The sequence below is a fragment of the Brachyspira pulli genome (assembly GCF_036997785.1).
In the GTDB taxonomy this organism is placed as follows: Bacteria; Spirochaetota; Brachyspiria; order Brachyspirales; family Brachyspiraceae; genus Brachyspira; species Brachyspira pulli.
This window is the reverse complement of sequence record NZ_JAWLQI010000010.1, coordinates 44,939-61,440: the sequence shown is the minus strand read 5'-3', so window position 1 is coordinate 61,440 and position 16,502 is coordinate 44,939. Positions and strand designations below refer to the sequence as shown.

Below are 16,502 nucleotides of genomic sequence, written 5' to 3'. Positions count from 1 at the left end.
ATTTATAGTTTGCATTTCTTTTTATTTTGTTTTATAAATATAATAATAAACAAATAAGTTAGGATAGGATTATGAAAGAGATAAAAATTACAGATATAGAAAATATAAAAATAGGCAATGCTGAGAACAAGGAAGCAGCAACAGGCTGTACAGTTATAATATGCGAAAGAGGTGCAGTTATAGGTTTAGATGTTAGGGGAGGGGGACCAGCTTCAAGAGAAAGCGAACTTACAAAGGCACAGGCTTCTACTGATATAGTTCATGCAGTACTTCTTAGCGGAGGAAGTGCATTCGGATTAGATGCTTCAGGCGGAGTTATGAAATATTTAGAGGAAAGAAATATCGGTTTTGATGTTGGCGTTACAAAAGTGCCTTTAGTATGTCAGTCTTGTATATTCGACTTGAGAATTGGCGATTATAAAGTTCGTCCTGATATTAATATGGGCTATGAGGCTTGCGTTAATGCTCAAAATAATAATCCTAAAATGGGTAATTATGGAGCTGGTACTGGTGCAACTGTAGGCAAGATACTAGGTGCTGATTATGCTATGAAGTCCGGACTTGGTTTCTACGCTGTACAAATTGATGATGTGAAGATTGGGGCAGTAGTTTCTGTTAATGCGTTTGGTGATGTATATGATTATGACAGCGGTAAAATGATTGCAGGGCTTCTTAATGAAAATAAAAATGGATTTAGAAGTTCAGAAGAAGAATTAATAAAAATCACACAGAATAATAATTTATCTTTTACTTCTAATGTCTCAAATACAAAAGAAAATACAACAATAGGTGCTATTATAACAAATGCTAAATTTACAAAATCACAAATGGGAAAGATAGCTTCAATGGCACATAATGGATTTGCAAGAACTATAAAACCAGTTCATACAACATTAGACGGCGACAGTATTTATGCTATGAGTGTTGGCGATGTTAATGCTAATTTGGATGCAGTAGGTACGATAGCTGCTATTGTAATGGGTAAGGCTATAAATAATGCTGTTAGAAATGCTGAAACTTCTTATGGTTTTCAATGCTTAAATGATATAAAAAATTGAGAAGCTTAAAAATTTTTAAGTTTGTCAATTGATGCACTTTATATAGATATTATCTACTTTTTTGCCGCACACGCTCTGCGGACTTCGTCAAAGTAGCTATGTCCTCGACAAGCTCGGATACGCTTTGCGAAAACGCAGTTGCTAGAACTTTATATTTAAAAAATACTTATTAAATATAGGATATATCCTAAATTTATACTAAAAATGCAGTTCTTTTGGTTCTTTTATACCAATAAAAGAACTGGGGTATGGGGCAAAGCCCCAGATATAAAAACAAAAATATAAATTTATTTTTGACAAAATATAATTGTTTAGGTATATATAAAAAATGCCATAACATTTTTACATGCTATGGCATTTTTATTTTTAATCAGAAAAATTAATTTTTATTCTTCTGGATTTTTTTTCTTTTTAGAAGGAGTTACTTTCTTAACACTGCTTTTTTTGATTGATTTCACTTCCTTATTTTCTTCTTTCTTAAGAGGTTTTATAGGAGTATTAAATACTTCCTCTTTTACACTTTGTACTTCGCCGTCTTGATAAGCAGAAGGATCTTCAAGTTCGTCAGTACCTCTTTTTGGATCTTTACCAGCATAAACTAGCTTGTCTTTAACTTTATCTAGTTTAACTTCACATATTCTTTCTATATCTTCTATATCAAGAGATTCTTTTTCAAATAATTCTCTGGATAAAGATTCAAATTTATCAGCATTTTCAGCTATTAATTTTTTAGTTCTTTCATAAGCTCTCATTACAAACTTATGTACTTCTTCATCTATTTTTTGAGCAGTTTCTTCACTGTAATCTTTATGTCTTGCAATCTCTTTACCTAAGAATATTGGCTGTTCTTTTTGTCCGAAAGATATAGGGCCTAATTTACTCATACCCCATTCGCATACCATTCTTCTAGCAAGTTCAGTAACTCTTTCTATATCATTAGAAGCACCAGTAGTAACTGAATCTTCACCAAATTTGAATTCTTCAGCAACACGTCCGCCAAGAAGTAAAGACATTTCATCAATAGCCTTTTTTCTTTGAAGTGTATATCTTCCGTCAGGAGGTAAAGTCCAAGTAGCACCTAAACTTCTTCCTCTAGGAACTATAGTAACTTTATGTAAAGCATCTGTATTTTGAAGAAGAACTGCCATCAAAGTGTGTCCAGCTTCATGATAAGCAGTATTAAGTTTTTCTCTTTCACTTATCAATATACTTCTTCTTTCAGGTCCCATCATAACTTTATCACGGGCTTCTTCAAAATCAGAAATTTCAACTCTTGATTTATCGTTTCTAGCAGCTATTAAAGCAGCCTCATTAACCATATTAGCTATATCAGCACCAGAGAAACCTGGAGTAGCTCTAGCTAAATGATACAAATCTATAGAAGGATCATGCTGTATTTTAGCAATATGTACTTTAAATATTCCTTCTCTTCCTTTTACGTCAGGCAAATCAACAACAACTTGTCTGTCGAATCTTCCAGGACGAAGTAGGGCAGGGTCTAATACATCTGGTCTGTTAGTAGCAGCAAATATGATTATTCTAGTATCAGTGTTAAAACCGTCCATTTCAACAAGCATTTGGTTTAATGTTTGTTCTCTTTCATCATGACCGCCGCCGTATCCGGCACCTCTAGTTCTACCAACAGCATCAAGCTCGTCTATAAATATGATACAAGGTGCAGATCTTTTACCTTGTTCAAATAAGTCTCTTACTCTTGAAGCACCAACACCTACAAACATTTCAACAAATTCAGAACCAGACATACTAAAGAAAGGTACATTAGCTTCTCCGGCAACTGCTTTAGCAAGTAAAGTTTTACCTGTACCTGGAGGGCCTACTAATAATACACCTTTAGGAATTTTAGCACCAAGTTTTGTGAATTTGCTTGCATCCTTTAAGAATTGTACAACTTCCTGCAATTCTTCTTTAGCTTCCTTACAGCCTTCAACATCTTTAAATGTTACTTTAACATCTTCTTTAGTTAAAAGTCTTGCTCTGCTTTTTCCAAAGCTCATAGCTCTGTTATTTGAACCTTGAACCTGTCTAAACATGAAGAACCAAAGCAGGAAACCTATTAAAATTATTGGAAGTAAGTTTATAAGTATAAGATTTAGGTAGCTAGGCTTTTCAGCTTCTCCTCTTACTTTTACATTATTATCTATAAGTAAATTAACGAAGCCGCTTGCAGTAAATGGTATATAAGAGTAAAAGTTTATCTCAGTAATTTTTCCATTAACTGTTTCTATAGCTTTACCATTTCTTATATTCTGATCAACTATTGTTACTTCTTTAACAACACCTTCTTTAACCTTTTGTACTACAGTAGAATAATCCCATTCTTCTGCTTTTATTTGAGGTGATTTTTGGAAATACATTATTGCCATTACTACAACCATTGTAAGAAGCAGTATGATAATAATTTGATTTCCACCTCCGCCTGATTGAGGCATAGATTGTCTTCTATTATTTTTGTTCTTTCTACTATTATTATTCATGTATTCTCCAAATATGTCTTATATCTAAAAATTAAAAAACTTATTATTTGTCAATTATATTATTTTTCTGGTATATCTAAAATAGTACCATAACTATTAAAGCAATGTGATGCAAGAGCATTAACTCCGCCGCCTCTTTTAAGATAACTGTTTATTATTTTTCCATCTTTTCTAGCTAAGTCTGGGTATTTTAAATTCATATAACCTAAAATAAGTCCCTTACTTGTTGAAGCATGAATATAAGTTACAGTTTCATCTTTTTCATCAACATCTATTACTATACCAGCATGTGTAAGCTTTTTTGTATCTGATGTAGTTTTGTCAAACATAATAATATCGCCTACATTAGGCAATACATTTTTATATATCTTTTTGTATTTTGACAAAGTTGCATAAATAGTTTTTACTCCGCCAGAATCCAAAATAGCCTGCTTTTCAAATACTGCTATATTAGATGCCCAATAAACAGCTGCTACATAACCAGAACAATCAAAACGAAATGTTTTCTTTTCTTTTGAAGCTGGGTGAGTCAATAGGGCTTTTTCATTATACTGATAATGTTTGTCCAAATAAAAGTTAGCCCATTTTTTTATATCTGATCTAACTTTTTCCTTCTGTTTATCCGTTATTTCTACACCGCTTTTTTCTAATTGTTTTTGATATTCCTTATCATAACCATAAGTTTGACTAAACAGTATAGATGATAACAACATTAATAATATAGTAGTATAAAAACGCATAACACACTCTTATAATAGAAAAATATTTTATAAAATATTAGCAAAAAGTCAAGGCAATTTACAATATTCTTATTTTTAATGATATATAAATATTTATTTTATTAATTATTAATTTGGTTTTTCAAAAATAGTGCCATAACTATTAAAACAATATGAAGCATAAGCCTCAGGAGCACTTCCGCCTCTAAGATAACTATTTAATACTTTTCCATCTTTTCTAGCTAAATCAGGATATTTTAAATTCATATATCCTAAAACAAGTCCTTTACTTGTTGATGCATGTATATATGTAATAGTTTCATCTTCATCAACTTTAATTACTATACCGGAATGTGTAAGTTTTTTGTTTGGAGATGTAGTTCCGTCAAAAAATATTATATCGCCTACATTAGGCAAAGATTTTTTATATGTTTTATTTGCTTTGGATAATATATAAAATATATTTTCAGTTGAACCAGAAAATTTAATACTAGGGTTTTTTACAGCTGTCCAATATACGGCATTGACAAAACCGGAACAATCAAAATTTACTTTCTTCTTTTCTTTTGTATAAGGATTGGTTATAGTATCAGATTGATTATATTTATATTTTTTATTTAAATAAAAATTAGCCCATTTTACTATTTCTTCTCTTGTATTATTTTGACTAAATGCATTTGAAAATAATGATAATATTATAAATAAAACTGCAGCATAATAACGTATCATAATTCCTCCAACTTTCTTGTTAAATATAAATCGGATTTTTCATTATAAATAATAGTTACATGTTATTATAATATAATTCTTTAATACTAAACTCCTTAGATTTTAACCACTTTATTCTATATTGCAGAGGTGTTATTATATTAAAAAATACAGACAAATATGGATAAGCATTTTGAAATTGCATTGATAATCTAGTTTTAAAGAAGAATGTATTTTTTTGATTTAATTTATTTACATTTATTATTTCTATTCTATTTATAGATGATACATTTTTCATCAAAGTTAGAAGATTTGTATTTCTGGTTTCTCTCATAGTTTCAGAACTTAATACAACATATTCTTTAGTAAAAAAATCATAATATATTTTTCTGTATAAATATATTTCTCTTATATTATCATCTATAAATATATTTTTTTTAGCTAAATCTATTCTAAAATTAATAAATACTATAATACCATTATCTATATACCTTTTTATATTATTGTAAATTGGCTCACTATAAGTAGTATTTACGTCAGCATATAGTATATTATCATATATATAACTTCTAACAAAATGAAGCCTTAATTCATAAGCATATAATGATGAAGCTGATATTATAAAAAATAAAATTAATATACGTTTCATAATTTTGTTTTATATTATTTTTGCAATAGTATATATTGCAGTAATAATAAGTCAATAACTATAGATACAAACTTATATCCAATCCTATTTTACTTTCCATAGTTTTATGAGCATATAATTGTTTTGAACGTGCATAATCATATTTTAATCCAATTATAACTCTATAAATTTCAAAGCCAACACCTACTGATATAGAAGGAAGCCATTGTTTATAACTGCTGTTTATAAAATACCTTTGACCATTTATATTTCTAGTAATATCATTTATTAAATCATAATTAGCTGCTATATAAATACCTGATATAAAACTTATTTCTCCCCATATAGGTATTCTTAAATCACTTCCTATAAAAGCACTAAAAAGATTAACTATATTTGACTTATTAAAGCCTGTAATAGCAAAGTCCATTCCTCCATAAAATGTGAGCCAGCCGTATTTATAATATGCTGATACTTGCATTTGTTCAAAACCGCAGTCCATAAATTTTTCTTTTTCTCTGTCATATAAAGAAGGATCTCCCAATATATCTCCGCTTATATGGGCACATATATGTTTTAACGGTGTTACTCTTAACTTAAAAGTATTATTGTATATATAATCAAAAAATACTTCTACTTGCATGTAAGTACCATACATTAAACTTTGTCCGTAATATTGATCATATCCTTTTTTGTAGCTTGATAGAAAAAAGTGTGTTAAATATCCTACACCTATTTTAAATCTATGTATATCATTATATCTAAATGCTATAGGTGTTACTTCAGTTGCTAATGTAGGCTGATAATAAAAATTCATTTTATCAAAATTGAAATTTTTATTATTATACATTTCTTTAATATTAAAAATTTCTCCGATCCAGAATTTACTGTTATAGGCATTGGGATCAGTCCAGCCTGAAAAATATCTGTCTGTTTCATAGTTTTTTAAAGGATTAAATTCCCATTTCATTTTTTGGGTATAATTATCCATTTTTACATTTAAAGAATTAGTTTCTTCAGCATGTATAATAGTTGTGAATGATATAAGTATTATTGTGATTGTTAAAATTGTTTTTATCATAGTCTCTCTTTTGTCATAAAAATGTAAAAAATAATTGAGATATGAATTATAAATTTATTTCTTTATATAGCAATAATACTTTATCATAAAAAACGATATTTTTATATGTAGTTATGCTTTTTTTAGAAAAATAGGCTGGCATCTAGTCCTATTCTGCTTTCCATTTTTTTATAAGCATATAATTGTTTTGAACGTGCATATTCGTATTTTACTCCGATTACAAACCTATATACTTCAAAACCTATGCCTGTAGCTATAGAAGGAGTCCATTCATCATACCTATGAGTAACTGGATATCCTTGTCCATGTCCTTGAGTTCTATTTACGATGTTTATTCTGTCTAAATATGCTCCTACATGAATACCTGTTATTAAACTTATTTCTCCCCATATAGGTATTCTTACATCAGCTCCAGCATAAATATTAAATAGATTTGCTAAATTTGAAATATTAAATCCAGATATTGTAAAAGAAGTTCCTCCATAAAATGAGAACCAGCCCCATCTGTAATTTGCTGATAAATGCATTTGTTCAAAACCAACATCTCTGAATTCTTCTTTTTTCTTATCATATAATGTTTCATCTCCAAGTATATCACCGCTCATATGAATACATATATGTCTTAAAGGTGCAAATCTTATTTTTAATTTATTATTAAATATATATTCAAAATATGCTTCTACTTGCATATAGTTTCCGTATAAAAAAGTAGAACCGTATAATTGATCTTCTCCTTTTTTATAACTGCTGAAAAATAATTTTAAAGAATATCCTACACCTATTCTAAATCTATGTTTATCTCCATTTATATTAAATGCAATTGGTGCTAAATCTACAGCTAATTTTGGGCTGAAATACATTACAACATTATCTAAATTAAAATTCTTATTAGGATATAATGTTTTAGCATTTAAAACATCACCAAACCAAAAACTTGTATTATAGTTATCTGGATCAAGCCAAGGCGAAAAATATTTATCCGTTTCATATATTCTAAGAGGATTATATTTCCACTGTACACTTATTTTATCTTTGTAATTATTCATTTTATTTTCTAATGAATTATCATTGCTGTTTTGACTATACAATAAACTTGATAATAAAATAATAAAAAGTATACTATAGTAGGTTTTAATCATTTTTTATCCTAATGTTTTCTTTAATTTTTGAGAAGTTTTTATTTATTAGGATCATTATATGTGAAACAATGATATTTTCAATATTTTCTATGTAAATATGGTGTAAATAGAATGTAAATAATGAAAAAATATTATTATGTTTTGTTGATATGTTTTATTGTGAAAGTAAAACTATATATGGTTTAGTTTCTATATCTTTTTCTTCTATGCCAATTTCTTTTAATATTGATTTTAATTTTATTATTTGTTCTTCTACTGTATCTTTTGAATTTAAAAATTCTATTTCTATAAAGTCGCCTAAATTTTTTATTTTTGATACCTCAACTAAAGCATCTTTATATATGAAGGCAGAACCTTTTTTTTCTTTGCGTACATATTCTTTGTATTTTTGTAATGATGATAGAAAATTGATTATAAATCTTGCTCTTTTTTTTGTTACTTTGATTTCTCTCTCTTCATTAACTTCTACGCCGTCTACTAATTCTCTTTCTTTTGAGCAAAATGTATATCCGCCATGTTCTATTCTTAATCTTATGCAGTCGCTTGTTTTTATATTTCCTTCTTTGATGCTTTTTTCTTTAGCATAATAAATATCTTTTTTAAAATACTTTTTTTTGAATTTAGCATTTTGATATAAAAAGTTTATAACAGATTCAAAATCTCTAACATAAGCTTTAATTTCAATTTCAGAATTTAACGGCATATTTATTACTCTGTGTATTCTTTTGTACTATCATCAACATGTATTTTATTTTTATCATAAATAAGAGGAGCAACTTTTTCAAATAATATGAATAAAGGAGATGATAATATTACAGTAAGAGGAAGTCCTACTAAAAGTTCTGCTCTTATTAATACAGCTACATTTGAAAGATCAGAATATATAGAAGTTACTAAGAATAAAGCTATAACTTTTATTAAATATCCTACTAAAGTTACAAATATTCCAGCAGCAATTTGTTTTATGAATATTCTTGTATTGAAGAATCCAACAAAGAAACCAATATTTAAAAATATCATAGCATAAGAACCGAAAGTACCGCTTGAAACTATATCTTGTAAAAGTCCTATAATAAAACCATATATTATACCGTCAAATGAACCATATCTAAATGCTATGAAAACTAAGAAAATTAGTAATAAATCCGGTTTAGCTCCAAGTGCTACTCTTATCAAATCATAAGCAGGAGATGATTGTATTAAAAGCAAAATAAGAGTTGTAATGATAACAGTTATTATTCTTTTCATCTTGTATTAATCTCCATTTGCTTCTGTATCTTCTTCATTAGCAAGCATAATGATTTCCTGATCCGGTATCTTTTTTATTACATAAACATTCTCTAAAGTAGAGAAATTTACAGCAGGTTCTACATATAAATCGTGGAAAAGACCATAATTTTTCTTTTCAACTTTGAATATAGTACCTACCAATATACCTTTAGGGAATACTCCTCCCATACCGCTTGTAACAACTCTTTCACCTTCTTCAACGTCCATTTGTAAATCTATATATTGTAAATGTGTTTGTGTAGATTTAGGACTTTGACCAACCATTATACCAGTTGTTCTGGAGCTTTCCAACATAACAGAAATTTGCGATCTTTGGTCAACTAAAGATAATATTCTACTGTTATATCTTCTTACCTCAACAACTTTTCCAACCAAACCTTTATATCCATTTTGATAAGATATAACAGGCATTCCTACAACTATACCATTAGCACTTCCTTTATTTATAACTATTGTAGTATAGAAGTTTTGAGGGTCTTTTGATACTATTTCAGCATATTCTAAAGGGTATTCATCTGTAGGAGCTTCATTTAATAATGCTCTTAATCTTTCATTTTCAGCACTTAATTGTTCATATTCTAATGCTGCACCGCTTAATTCTGCTATTCTGTCTTTTAATAATTGTACCTGACTTTGAAGTGTAAATATATCAGTAATGCTTGTATATATGTATACAAATGCCCTTGAAATACTTTTTGTGGCACTTTGTATAGGATACACACCTAAAGCATAAATAGATTGTAAATTGAATACAAAATTACTTCTATTTAATACCATAAGCATACCTGCTATAAGGTTTAGCAGAATATATAAAGTAAGAAGTTTATGTTTTATAAAAAGTTTCACGTCTATGAATATCGGCTATATTAATAAAATTTTTATTATTTTTCCGATTAAGAATATCTTCTGTAATTTTTCAAATTTTTAGTTTCCTCTATGAACTTTCCGCAGCCTATAGCAACACAAGTAAGAGGGCTTTCAGCAAGAATTACAGGTACACCAGTTTCCATAGATATTAAATCTGTAAAACCAGGGAGTAGGGAAGTACCGCCGCTCATAACTATACCTCTTTCTACTATATCAGCAGAAATTTCCGGAGGTGTCTGATTAAGTACAGATTTAACAGCTTCTAATATTTCTATTAATATATCAGCTATAGCATCTTTTATTTCAGCACTGTTAATAGTTAAAGTTTTTGGAAGTCCTGATACAGAGTCTCTTCCTCTTATATCCATAGTTTTAGATATATCACCTTTATAAGCATGACCTATATTGATCTTTATTTCTTCAGCAGTTTTTTCACCGATATATAAGTTGTGAGTTCTTTGCATATATTTGATAATAGCATCATCAAGTTCATCTCCGCCTACACGTATAGAAGCACTTCTTACCATACTTCCTAATGAAAGTACAGCTACCTCTGTAGTACCTCCTCCTATTTCTATAATCATATTTCCATGAGGTTCATTTATAGGCATATCGGCACCTATTGCAGCAGCTCTTGCCTGTTCTATTAAGAATATTGTTCTAGCTCCTGCCTGTTCGCAGCTTTCTCTTACTGCTCTTCTTTCTACCTCTGTAATACCTGTAGGAATACCTATAGCTATTCTAGGCTTTACTAAAGTTCTTTTATTATGCACTTTATTAATAAAGTATCTTATCATCTTTTCAACAGTTTCAAAGTCAGCGATAACACCATCTCTCATTGGTCTTATAGCTGCTATAGAATTAGGAACTTTACCTAACATTCTTTTTGCTTCATTACCAACTGCAATAACGTTTCCTGTGCTTTTTTCTATAGCTACTACTGATGGTTCAGCTAAAACAATTCCTTCTCCTTTTACATATACCAAAGTGTTAGCAGTTCCTAAATCAATTCCCATATCACTTGAGAACATATTGTATAACCAGTTAAACATTTATTATAATCTCCTTAATATATCCCTAGCGGGCTTATACGAATTATCTATTTTTAGAGCTTCTCTAAACATTTTTATAGCTTCATTTCTTCTTTTGTTTTCTAAATATAATGTTCCTATACTATAATATAAATCCGGATTTTTGTCATCTATCTCTAATGTCTTTTTGTAAAAAAATTCGCTTTCCTTATATAATCCTTGTCTATAATATAAATCGCCTAATTTGAAGTACGTTTTTGCCTCTAATATAGAATTGCCTTTAAATTTTCCATCCATTGATGATAATATCTGTATTGCTTTAGTATAATCCTTGTCTCCCTCATAGGCATTGGCAAGTTCATAATATAATTCCATATTTATAAATTCTTCGCTGTTTTCTCTTATTTCTCTGTCAATTGCACTTTCTAAATATTTTATAGCATCTTTGTATAAACCAATTTCATAACATACTTTTGATAATTCTATAGTTGTAGATATCCTATTATCTCCATCATTAATGGCATTTATATACGAGTTATATGAATCGATATAATAAGCTTTTCCAAGTCTTTGATAGCTGTATCCTAATCTTTGATATATAACACGTTTATTTTTTACAAATTTTCCTGTTAATAATAATTGCTTGGCATAACGTATTATATTTTCACTTGCAAGCCTTATAATATCATTTTTATCAGATCTTATAAGTATATCATAATATAAATCTATTCCTGTAACCAATATATTTTTATTTAAAGGTCTTTTAGCATAAAGATCACTGAATATAAAAGAGGCATTGTCATAATCTTCTAATGCCATATAATCATATATAGACTTTAATCTTTTTTTTTCTATATAGTTAGAAGTGAATAAATATGCTACTGCAATAATGCTAAGGACAGCAATAAGAGTTATAATAATGATATGTATACTAATTCTTTTTTCAACATTATATAGATATGGCATAATCTATTAATTATTTATTTCCGTTATTATCCGTATTGTTATTATATAAAGATAGTATGGTTTCTCTTGGATTAGTAAGAGGGTCTGGAGCCACTATACATAAACCTTCAAGTATAACACCATTTTGTATAATTAATTCAGGTGTTCTAATTTCTCCAAGCACTCTGCTTGTAGGCATAAGCATAACTCTATTTTTAGCCTCTATATTACCTATAATTATTCCCTCTATAACGGCTGATACAGTTTTTATATTTGATTTTACTTTTCCTGTCTGACCAACAAAAACATTATCAACTTCTAATATCTCACCTTCATAACAACCATCTACTCTTAAAGTACCGTTTAATGTAAATTCACCTTTAAAATATGAGCCTTCACCTATAATGGAATTAGATTCTGTACTCTCATTTCTTTTCATAAACATCGAAAAAACTCCTAATTTTTAGTGTATACTATGGAATTATCTATATTATTGAATTTGAATTTTGTATCAAGTCCAAATAAAGATTCACTATGTCCTATAAATAGATATCCATGTTCATTTAATATATCATAAAATCTATTAACAGTAAGTTTTACAGATTCGTTATCAAAGTAAATAAGTACATTCCTGCAAAAAATTACATCCATGTTAGTTTGGCTTCCTCTATGTCTTAGATTATGATAGTCGAATGTGATTAATTTTTTTATATCATTTTTTATAGAGTATTCACCTGATGATAATTTATCAAAATATTTTTTTAAATATTGTTCTGGAACATTTTCTACCTTGTGAGCTTCATATCTTCCTTCTTTAGCAGCCACCAAAGAATTAAGGGATAAATCACTTGCAAATATTTTTATATCTTGTGCTTTTATCCCGGGTGTTTCTAAACAAGTTATAGCTATAGAGTAGGGTTCCTCACCTGTAGAACAGCCGGCACTCCAAATTCTTATCTGTTCGCCAACTTTTTTAGTTTTCATTATTCTTGGCAAAACATAATTTCTAAGTAATTTGAAGTTAGGTTCATTTCTAAAAAATTTTGTAAGGTTTGTAGTAATGTTATCTAAAAATGCTTTTAATTCCTCTTTATTTGTAGAAACGAGTTTATAATAATCTTCTACTTTATCAAGTTTTTTCTCTTTCATAGAAGATGCAATTCGAGATTCTAAAATAATTTTATTGATAACATTAAAACAAATTCCGCTTTCTCTATATACAAAATCTTTAAACAGATCAAATTGTTTGTCAGTTAATTTTAGCTCATTCAAAATTAATTATTCCAGAATTAATAAAAAATAAACTTATTGTTTATTTTTTGCAAGAACCATCTTAATACGTTCAAGAACTTTTTTTCTATCTAAAGGTTTAGTGATATAGTTTTTTGCACCAGCTAATAAAGCTTTTTTAACCATATCTTCTTTACCTAAAGCACTAACCATAACTACTTTTGCATTTTTATCATATTCTATTATTTTAGTTAAGGCTGTAATACCATCCATTTTTGGCATTGTAATATCCATAGTTACTAAGTCTGGCTTGTATTCTTTATACATAAGTACACCTTCCTCACCATTTTCTGCTGTACCAACTACATTATATTGTTCTGATACAAAAATTTGTTGCAATTGTTTAACAACAAAAGCAGAGTCATCTACAATTAGAACTTTGTATGGTTTTCCAAATTCGTTTATACCATCAGCTTCTTTTGTATTAATGTCAGACATATTTATTTACTCCTTTTCTGATTCTACGGCAACTAATATATTAAAATCGCCAATAGAGGTATCTAATTTTATATGAAGAAATTCCGAATCGCTTATCGAAACCTCTAAATTTTTGCTTTTCATTATAACAGGCGGAGATATATCAACGTCATATCCGTCTGCTTCTAATTTTGTAACAGCTAATCCAGCTATTAAATTTATCAATTCCTGTAATGTGGATAATGATAATTTATTAATATCTCTTACTTCACTATCATTCATTATAGAAACTATTTTTTTAGCAGTTTCTACGTCCATATCTATTATGAAATGTCCAACTATATCTTCTGATAAAGCTACTATTGCTATAATACCAGAAGCATTTACAAAATCACCTTTTAGTGTAATATCACTAGTTTTGATATTGTTACCCAAATAATTTTGCAATATCTCATTGGAAGCATCAGTAAATGGTCTTATATAGTCAAGTCTCATTTTAAATACTCTTTATTATGCTAGTTACTTACATTTTAACAATTTATGACATTTTTTGCAAGTATAGTTATAAAATAAGTATTTATGATTATCTTAAATATCGAAAAAAAAATAATTTGCTTGAAAACAATATTTTTATTATTGTAAAATTATTTGATTTTATTGTAAATGGAGATGAATATGTAATTTTATTATAAAAAAACAATGTATTATTTTAACTATATTTTTATTTATGAAATTATGAATTACGATAAAATAAATTTTATTGTTTGTTCTATAATAAAAGTAATATAAAATATTTTTGAGTATTATGAATATCTTGTTCTATATTACTTTATAAAAAATCATTAATGTTTTTTAATATATTTAAAAAAATGTAAAAATATGCTTTTTTATATATATGTTAAAGTTATTTTAGTTTTCAAAATAAATTTAAAATATTTTCTTAATATTTCTGTAATTATGTATCTATCACAATTAATTTTATCCAATTTTGTATTTTTTTCTTATTGGTTATTTAAGCCAGGTTTTAGCAACATTCCTTAGCAATTTATACTAAAATTTTATATTATTCTACATTTAATACTTATTTTAACAATATGAAGTTATAAAGCCTTTTTCTTTATGATTGATTAAGTCTGGCTTAGCAAAATAATAATAAAAATTTTTAAGTTTGGCACATATACTTTATATATGTTATCTACTTTTTTGTAGCGGCTTCCCAAAGTATCAAAAAATGCAATTATTAGAACTTTATATTTAAAAAATACTTATTAAATTAAGATTATACATAAATTTATACTAAAAATGAGTCTTTGGCGAAGCGTATCCGAGTTTATCGAGGATATGTTCTTTTATACCAATACTTACACTACTTACTTCGGTTGTAAAATAACTTGGGTGCTGCAGCGTACTGTGCCAATCCCCCGGATATAAAAATAAAAATTAAGTATTATGTGGCAAGGTTATAAAAAATTGTACTGCTATTAGTTCTTATTAAAATACATTTTACAAATTATAATTAAATCTTTTATAAAAAAATAGAAATTTTAAGTTGAAATTACTCTTTATTTTATAAATAAATTATATTAAAAAGACTTTTTATTTCTTATCATTTCTTCTATTTCAACAGGTGTGTAAATAATCCATTCTTTGTATTTATTTGTATCATAATTATTTATTGTTTTTATTTTTCCTCCAATCCATAATTTTGGATCATATTCATCTCCCAATAAAAAAGATATTGATGAATAATTAGAATCTTTTTCTTTATCATAATTTAATCCTTCAAAAATGAATCTCCATCTTTTTTTGCTAAATCCTATTGCAGTATGTAATGCTTCAAACATAAGTCCGGATTTTATTATATCATTTTGATCATCAGGAATATTTCCTGTATAATTAAATATTTCTATTAAATCTCCTCCAGATTTATTTATTTATTTCAATTAATCTTCCAAAGCCGTAATTTTGTGTAGGAAGAAAATTGGTTTTTGAATAACTTTTAATATTATTTTTTATATCATTTGGTAAAAATAGAGGAATAAAAAATATATTGCCTTCTTTTTCTGTAAAGTAATTCATAATTATTTTCCTAATTGTTATATTTTTAGTATTTAAATATTTTTTAATTACACACCGCACGCAGAATAATATTATAAATATATATTAATTAATTATCAAAATTATAATAATAAAAAATAATGCATTAACCGTGCGTTAAAGAATTTTTTTAATTTATAAAAAACTAGGGCGGGTGTTATATTTAGAAAATAAATTGAAAAGAATAATAATATTTAAATTGAAAAATTAGATATAAAATTTATAGGGTGGGGTATGTTAATAAAGTGCTATTTTTATATTTTTTATTTATAAAAAGTTTTGAAATATTTTTTATTGTTTTAGGAAGAATTATTTTTTATATAATAAACTTTTAAAGAATTGTGATTTATAAATAAAAAAATATGAACTCATTTATAATTTTACTGCATACAAAAATCGATATTGTTAATATTTAATTAATAAAAAAATAGTTTAAATATAATTTTTTATAATTTGTTTAACATTTTTCTAATAAAGTTTTTATAAAATATAATCATAACCTTATTAAAAAAATAATTTAAATAAAGCTGCTTTTTAATTAAATGATAAATAGAGTTTGTTAATTTCTTTTTTAATTTACATCATTAGAATATAATTTGTAAATTAGAAATAGTCTTGAATCATACTAATTTTATATGTTTTATACTATACTGAAATATTATTGTTTTTATACAAAATGTTTTTTGATATATAAAAAAATCAGATATTAATACATTATAAAAAATAAAATATAAATT

The 16,502-nt window shown here is 27.1% G+C and carries 18 protein-coding genes; 1 reads left to right on the top strand and 17 read right to left on the bottom strand.

Annotation, left to right across the window (positions count from 1 at the left end; translation table 11 throughout):
* Positions 1 to 71: 71 nt before the first annotated feature.
* A complete protein-coding gene (locus R4K56_RS03980) occupies positions 72 to 1,058 on the top strand; it encodes a P1 family peptidase (protein ID WP_335771917.1) in 987 nt (328 codons plus the stop codon).
* Between the two features lie 386 nt (positions 1,059 to 1,444).
* Here the strand turns inward: R4K56_RS03980 and ftsH are convergent, their stop codons facing one another.
* From ftsH to R4K56_RS03895, 17 genes are all read right to left on the bottom strand, one after another.
* The gene (gene ftsH / locus R4K56_RS03975) at positions 1,445 to 3,553 is read right to left on the bottom strand and encodes an ATP-dependent zinc metalloprotease FtsH (RefSeq protein WP_335758146.1); all 2,109 of its coding nucleotides are present in this window, start codon (positions 3,551 to 3,553) and stop codon (positions 1,445 to 1,447) included.
* Positions 3,554 to 3,612: 59 nt separating this feature from the next.
* Positions 3,613 to 4,293: an NlpC/P60 family protein gene (locus R4K56_RS03970; protein WP_297296884.1), complete on the bottom strand. Its 681-nt coding sequence runs from the start codon at positions 4,291 to 4,293 to the stop codon at positions 3,613 to 3,615.
* A gap of 108 nt (positions 4,294 to 4,401) precedes the next feature.
* Positions 4,402 to 5,001 (bottom strand): NlpC/P60 family protein, encoded by a 600-nt coding sequence (locus R4K56_RS03965; protein WP_335771916.1) that lies wholly within the window; start codon positions 4,999 to 5,001, stop codon positions 4,402 to 4,404.
* Positions 5,002 to 5,056: 55 nt separating this feature from the next.
* On the bottom strand, positions 5,057 to 5,629 hold the full coding sequence (locus tag R4K56_RS03960) for a DUF4390 domain-containing protein (protein ID WP_335760328.1): 573 nt from the start codon (positions 5,627 to 5,629) through the stop codon (positions 5,057 to 5,059).
* A gap of 58 nt (positions 5,630 to 5,687) precedes the next feature.
* Complete coding sequence (locus R4K56_RS03955; protein WP_335771915.1) at positions 5,688 to 6,689, bottom strand: hypothetical protein; 1,002 nt, start codon at positions 6,687 to 6,689, stop codon at positions 5,688 to 5,690.
* Between the two features lie 122 nt (positions 6,690 to 6,811).
* Positions 6,812 to 7,828, bottom strand: coding sequence for a hypothetical protein (locus R4K56_RS03950; RefSeq protein ID WP_335771914.1), 1,017 nt, complete (start codon positions 7,826 to 7,828; stop codon positions 6,812 to 6,814).
* A gap of 154 nt (positions 7,829 to 7,982) precedes the next feature.
* On the bottom strand, positions 7,983 to 8,531 hold the full coding sequence (locus R4K56_RS03945) for a class IV adenylate cyclase (RefSeq protein WP_335760325.1): 549 nt from the start codon (positions 8,529 to 8,531) through the stop codon (positions 7,983 to 7,985).
* Positions 8,532 to 8,536: 5 nt separating this feature from the next.
* Entirely contained in the window at positions 8,537 to 9,076 is a 540-nt protein-coding gene (gene mreD / locus R4K56_RS03940) for a rod shape-determining protein MreD (RefSeq protein ID WP_335760324.1), read from the bottom strand.
* Between the two features lie 6 nt (positions 9,077 to 9,082).
* Complete coding sequence (mreC, locus tag R4K56_RS03935; protein WP_335771919.1) at positions 9,083 to 9,952, bottom strand: rod shape-determining protein MreC; 870 nt, start codon at positions 9,950 to 9,952, stop codon at positions 9,083 to 9,085.
* A 59-nt stretch (positions 9,953 to 10,011) separates the two neighbouring features.
* The gene (locus R4K56_RS03930; protein ID WP_013113588.1) at positions 10,012 to 11,037 is read right to left on the bottom strand and encodes a rod shape-determining protein; all 1,026 of its coding nucleotides are present in this window, start codon (positions 11,035 to 11,037) and stop codon (positions 10,012 to 10,014) included.
* Between the two features lie 3 nt (positions 11,038 to 11,040).
* Positions 11,041 to 11,982, bottom strand: a complete 942-nt coding sequence (locus tag R4K56_RS03925) for a tetratricopeptide repeat protein (protein ID WP_335771913.1) — start codon at positions 11,980 to 11,982, stop codon at positions 11,041 to 11,043.
* 10 nt (positions 11,983 to 11,992) lie between these two features.
* On the bottom strand, positions 11,993 to 12,406 hold the full coding sequence (locus R4K56_RS03920; RefSeq protein ID WP_335760322.1) for a bactofilin family protein: 414 nt from the start codon (positions 12,404 to 12,406) through the stop codon (positions 11,993 to 11,995).
* An 11-nt stretch (positions 12,407 to 12,417) separates the two neighbouring features.
* A complete protein-coding gene (locus R4K56_RS03915; protein ID WP_335760321.1) occupies positions 12,418 to 13,233 on the bottom strand; it encodes a CheR family methyltransferase in 816 nt (271 codons plus the stop codon).
* A 33-nt stretch (positions 13,234 to 13,266) separates the two neighbouring features.
* The gene (locus tag R4K56_RS03910) at positions 13,267 to 13,689 is read right to left on the bottom strand and encodes a response regulator (protein WP_335758156.1); all 423 of its coding nucleotides are present in this window, start codon (positions 13,687 to 13,689) and stop codon (positions 13,267 to 13,269) included.
* Between the two features lie 6 nt (positions 13,690 to 13,695).
* Complete coding sequence (locus R4K56_RS03905) at positions 13,696 to 14,163, bottom strand: chemotaxis protein CheX (protein WP_335760320.1); 468 nt, start codon at positions 14,161 to 14,163, stop codon at positions 13,696 to 13,698.
* A gap of 1,088 nt (positions 14,164 to 15,251) precedes the next feature.
* The gene (locus R4K56_RS03900; protein WP_335771918.1) at positions 15,252 to 15,578 is read right to left on the bottom strand and encodes a hypothetical protein; all 327 of its coding nucleotides are present in this window, start codon (positions 15,576 to 15,578) and stop codon (positions 15,252 to 15,254) included.
* Between the two features lie 16 nt (positions 15,579 to 15,594).
* Positions 15,595 to 15,747: a hypothetical protein gene (locus R4K56_RS03895; RefSeq protein ID WP_335771912.1), complete on the bottom strand. Its 153-nt coding sequence runs from the start codon at positions 15,745 to 15,747 to the stop codon at positions 15,595 to 15,597.
* Positions 15,748 to 16,502 lie beyond the last annotated feature (755 nt).

Excerpts from the sequence above, each read along its gene's own strand:
- R4K56_RS03980 (WP_335771917.1), top strand. The coding sequence starts at position 72 with ATGAAAGAGATAAAAATTACAGATATAGAAAATATAAAAATAGGCAAT.
- ftsH (WP_335758146.1), bottom strand. The coding sequence starts at position 3,553 with ATGAATAATAATAGTAGAAAGAACAAAAATAATAGAAGACAATCTATG.
- R4K56_RS03970 (WP_297296884.1), bottom strand. The coding sequence starts at position 4,293 with ATGCGTTTTTATACTACTATATTATTAATGTTGTTATCATCTATACTG.
- R4K56_RS03965 (WP_335771916.1), bottom strand. The coding sequence starts at position 5,001 with ATGATACGTTATTATGCTGCAGTTTTATTTATAATATTATCATTATTT.
- R4K56_RS03960 (WP_335760328.1), bottom strand. The coding sequence starts at position 5,629 with ATGAAACGTATATTAATTTTATTTTTTATAATATCAGCTTCATCATTA.
- R4K56_RS03955 (WP_335771915.1), bottom strand. The coding sequence starts at position 6,689 with ATGATAAAAACAATTTTAACAATCACAATAATACTTATATCATTCACA.
- R4K56_RS03950 (WP_335771914.1), bottom strand. The coding sequence starts at position 7,828 with ATGATTAAAACCTACTATAGTATACTTTTTATTATTTTATTATCAAGT.
- R4K56_RS03945 (WP_335760325.1), bottom strand. The coding sequence starts at position 8,531 with ATGCCGTTAAATTCTGAAATTGAAATTAAAGCTTATGTTAGAGATTTT.
- mreD (WP_335760324.1), bottom strand. The coding sequence starts at position 9,076 with ATGAAAAGAATAATAACTGTTATCATTACAACTCTTATTTTGCTTTTA.
- R4K56_RS03930 (WP_013113588.1), bottom strand. The coding sequence starts at position 11,037 with ATGTTTAACTGGTTATACAATATGTTCTCAAGTGATATGGGAATTGAT.
- R4K56_RS03925 (WP_335771913.1), bottom strand. The coding sequence starts at position 11,982 with ATGCCATATCTATATAATGTTGAAAAAAGAATTAGTATACATATCATT.
- R4K56_RS03920 (WP_335760322.1), bottom strand. The coding sequence starts at position 12,406 with ATGTTTATGAAAAGAAATGAGAGTACAGAATCTAATTCCATTATAGGT.
- R4K56_RS03910 (WP_335758156.1), bottom strand. The coding sequence starts at position 13,689 with ATGTCTGACATTAATACAAAAGAAGCTGATGGTATAAACGAATTTGGA.
- R4K56_RS03905 (WP_335760320.1), bottom strand. The coding sequence starts at position 14,163 with ATGAGACTTGACTATATAAGACCATTTACTGATGCTTCCAATGAGATA.
- R4K56_RS03895 (WP_335771912.1), bottom strand. The coding sequence starts at position 15,747 with ATGAATTACTTTACAGAAAAAGAAGGCAATATATTTTTTATTCCTCTA.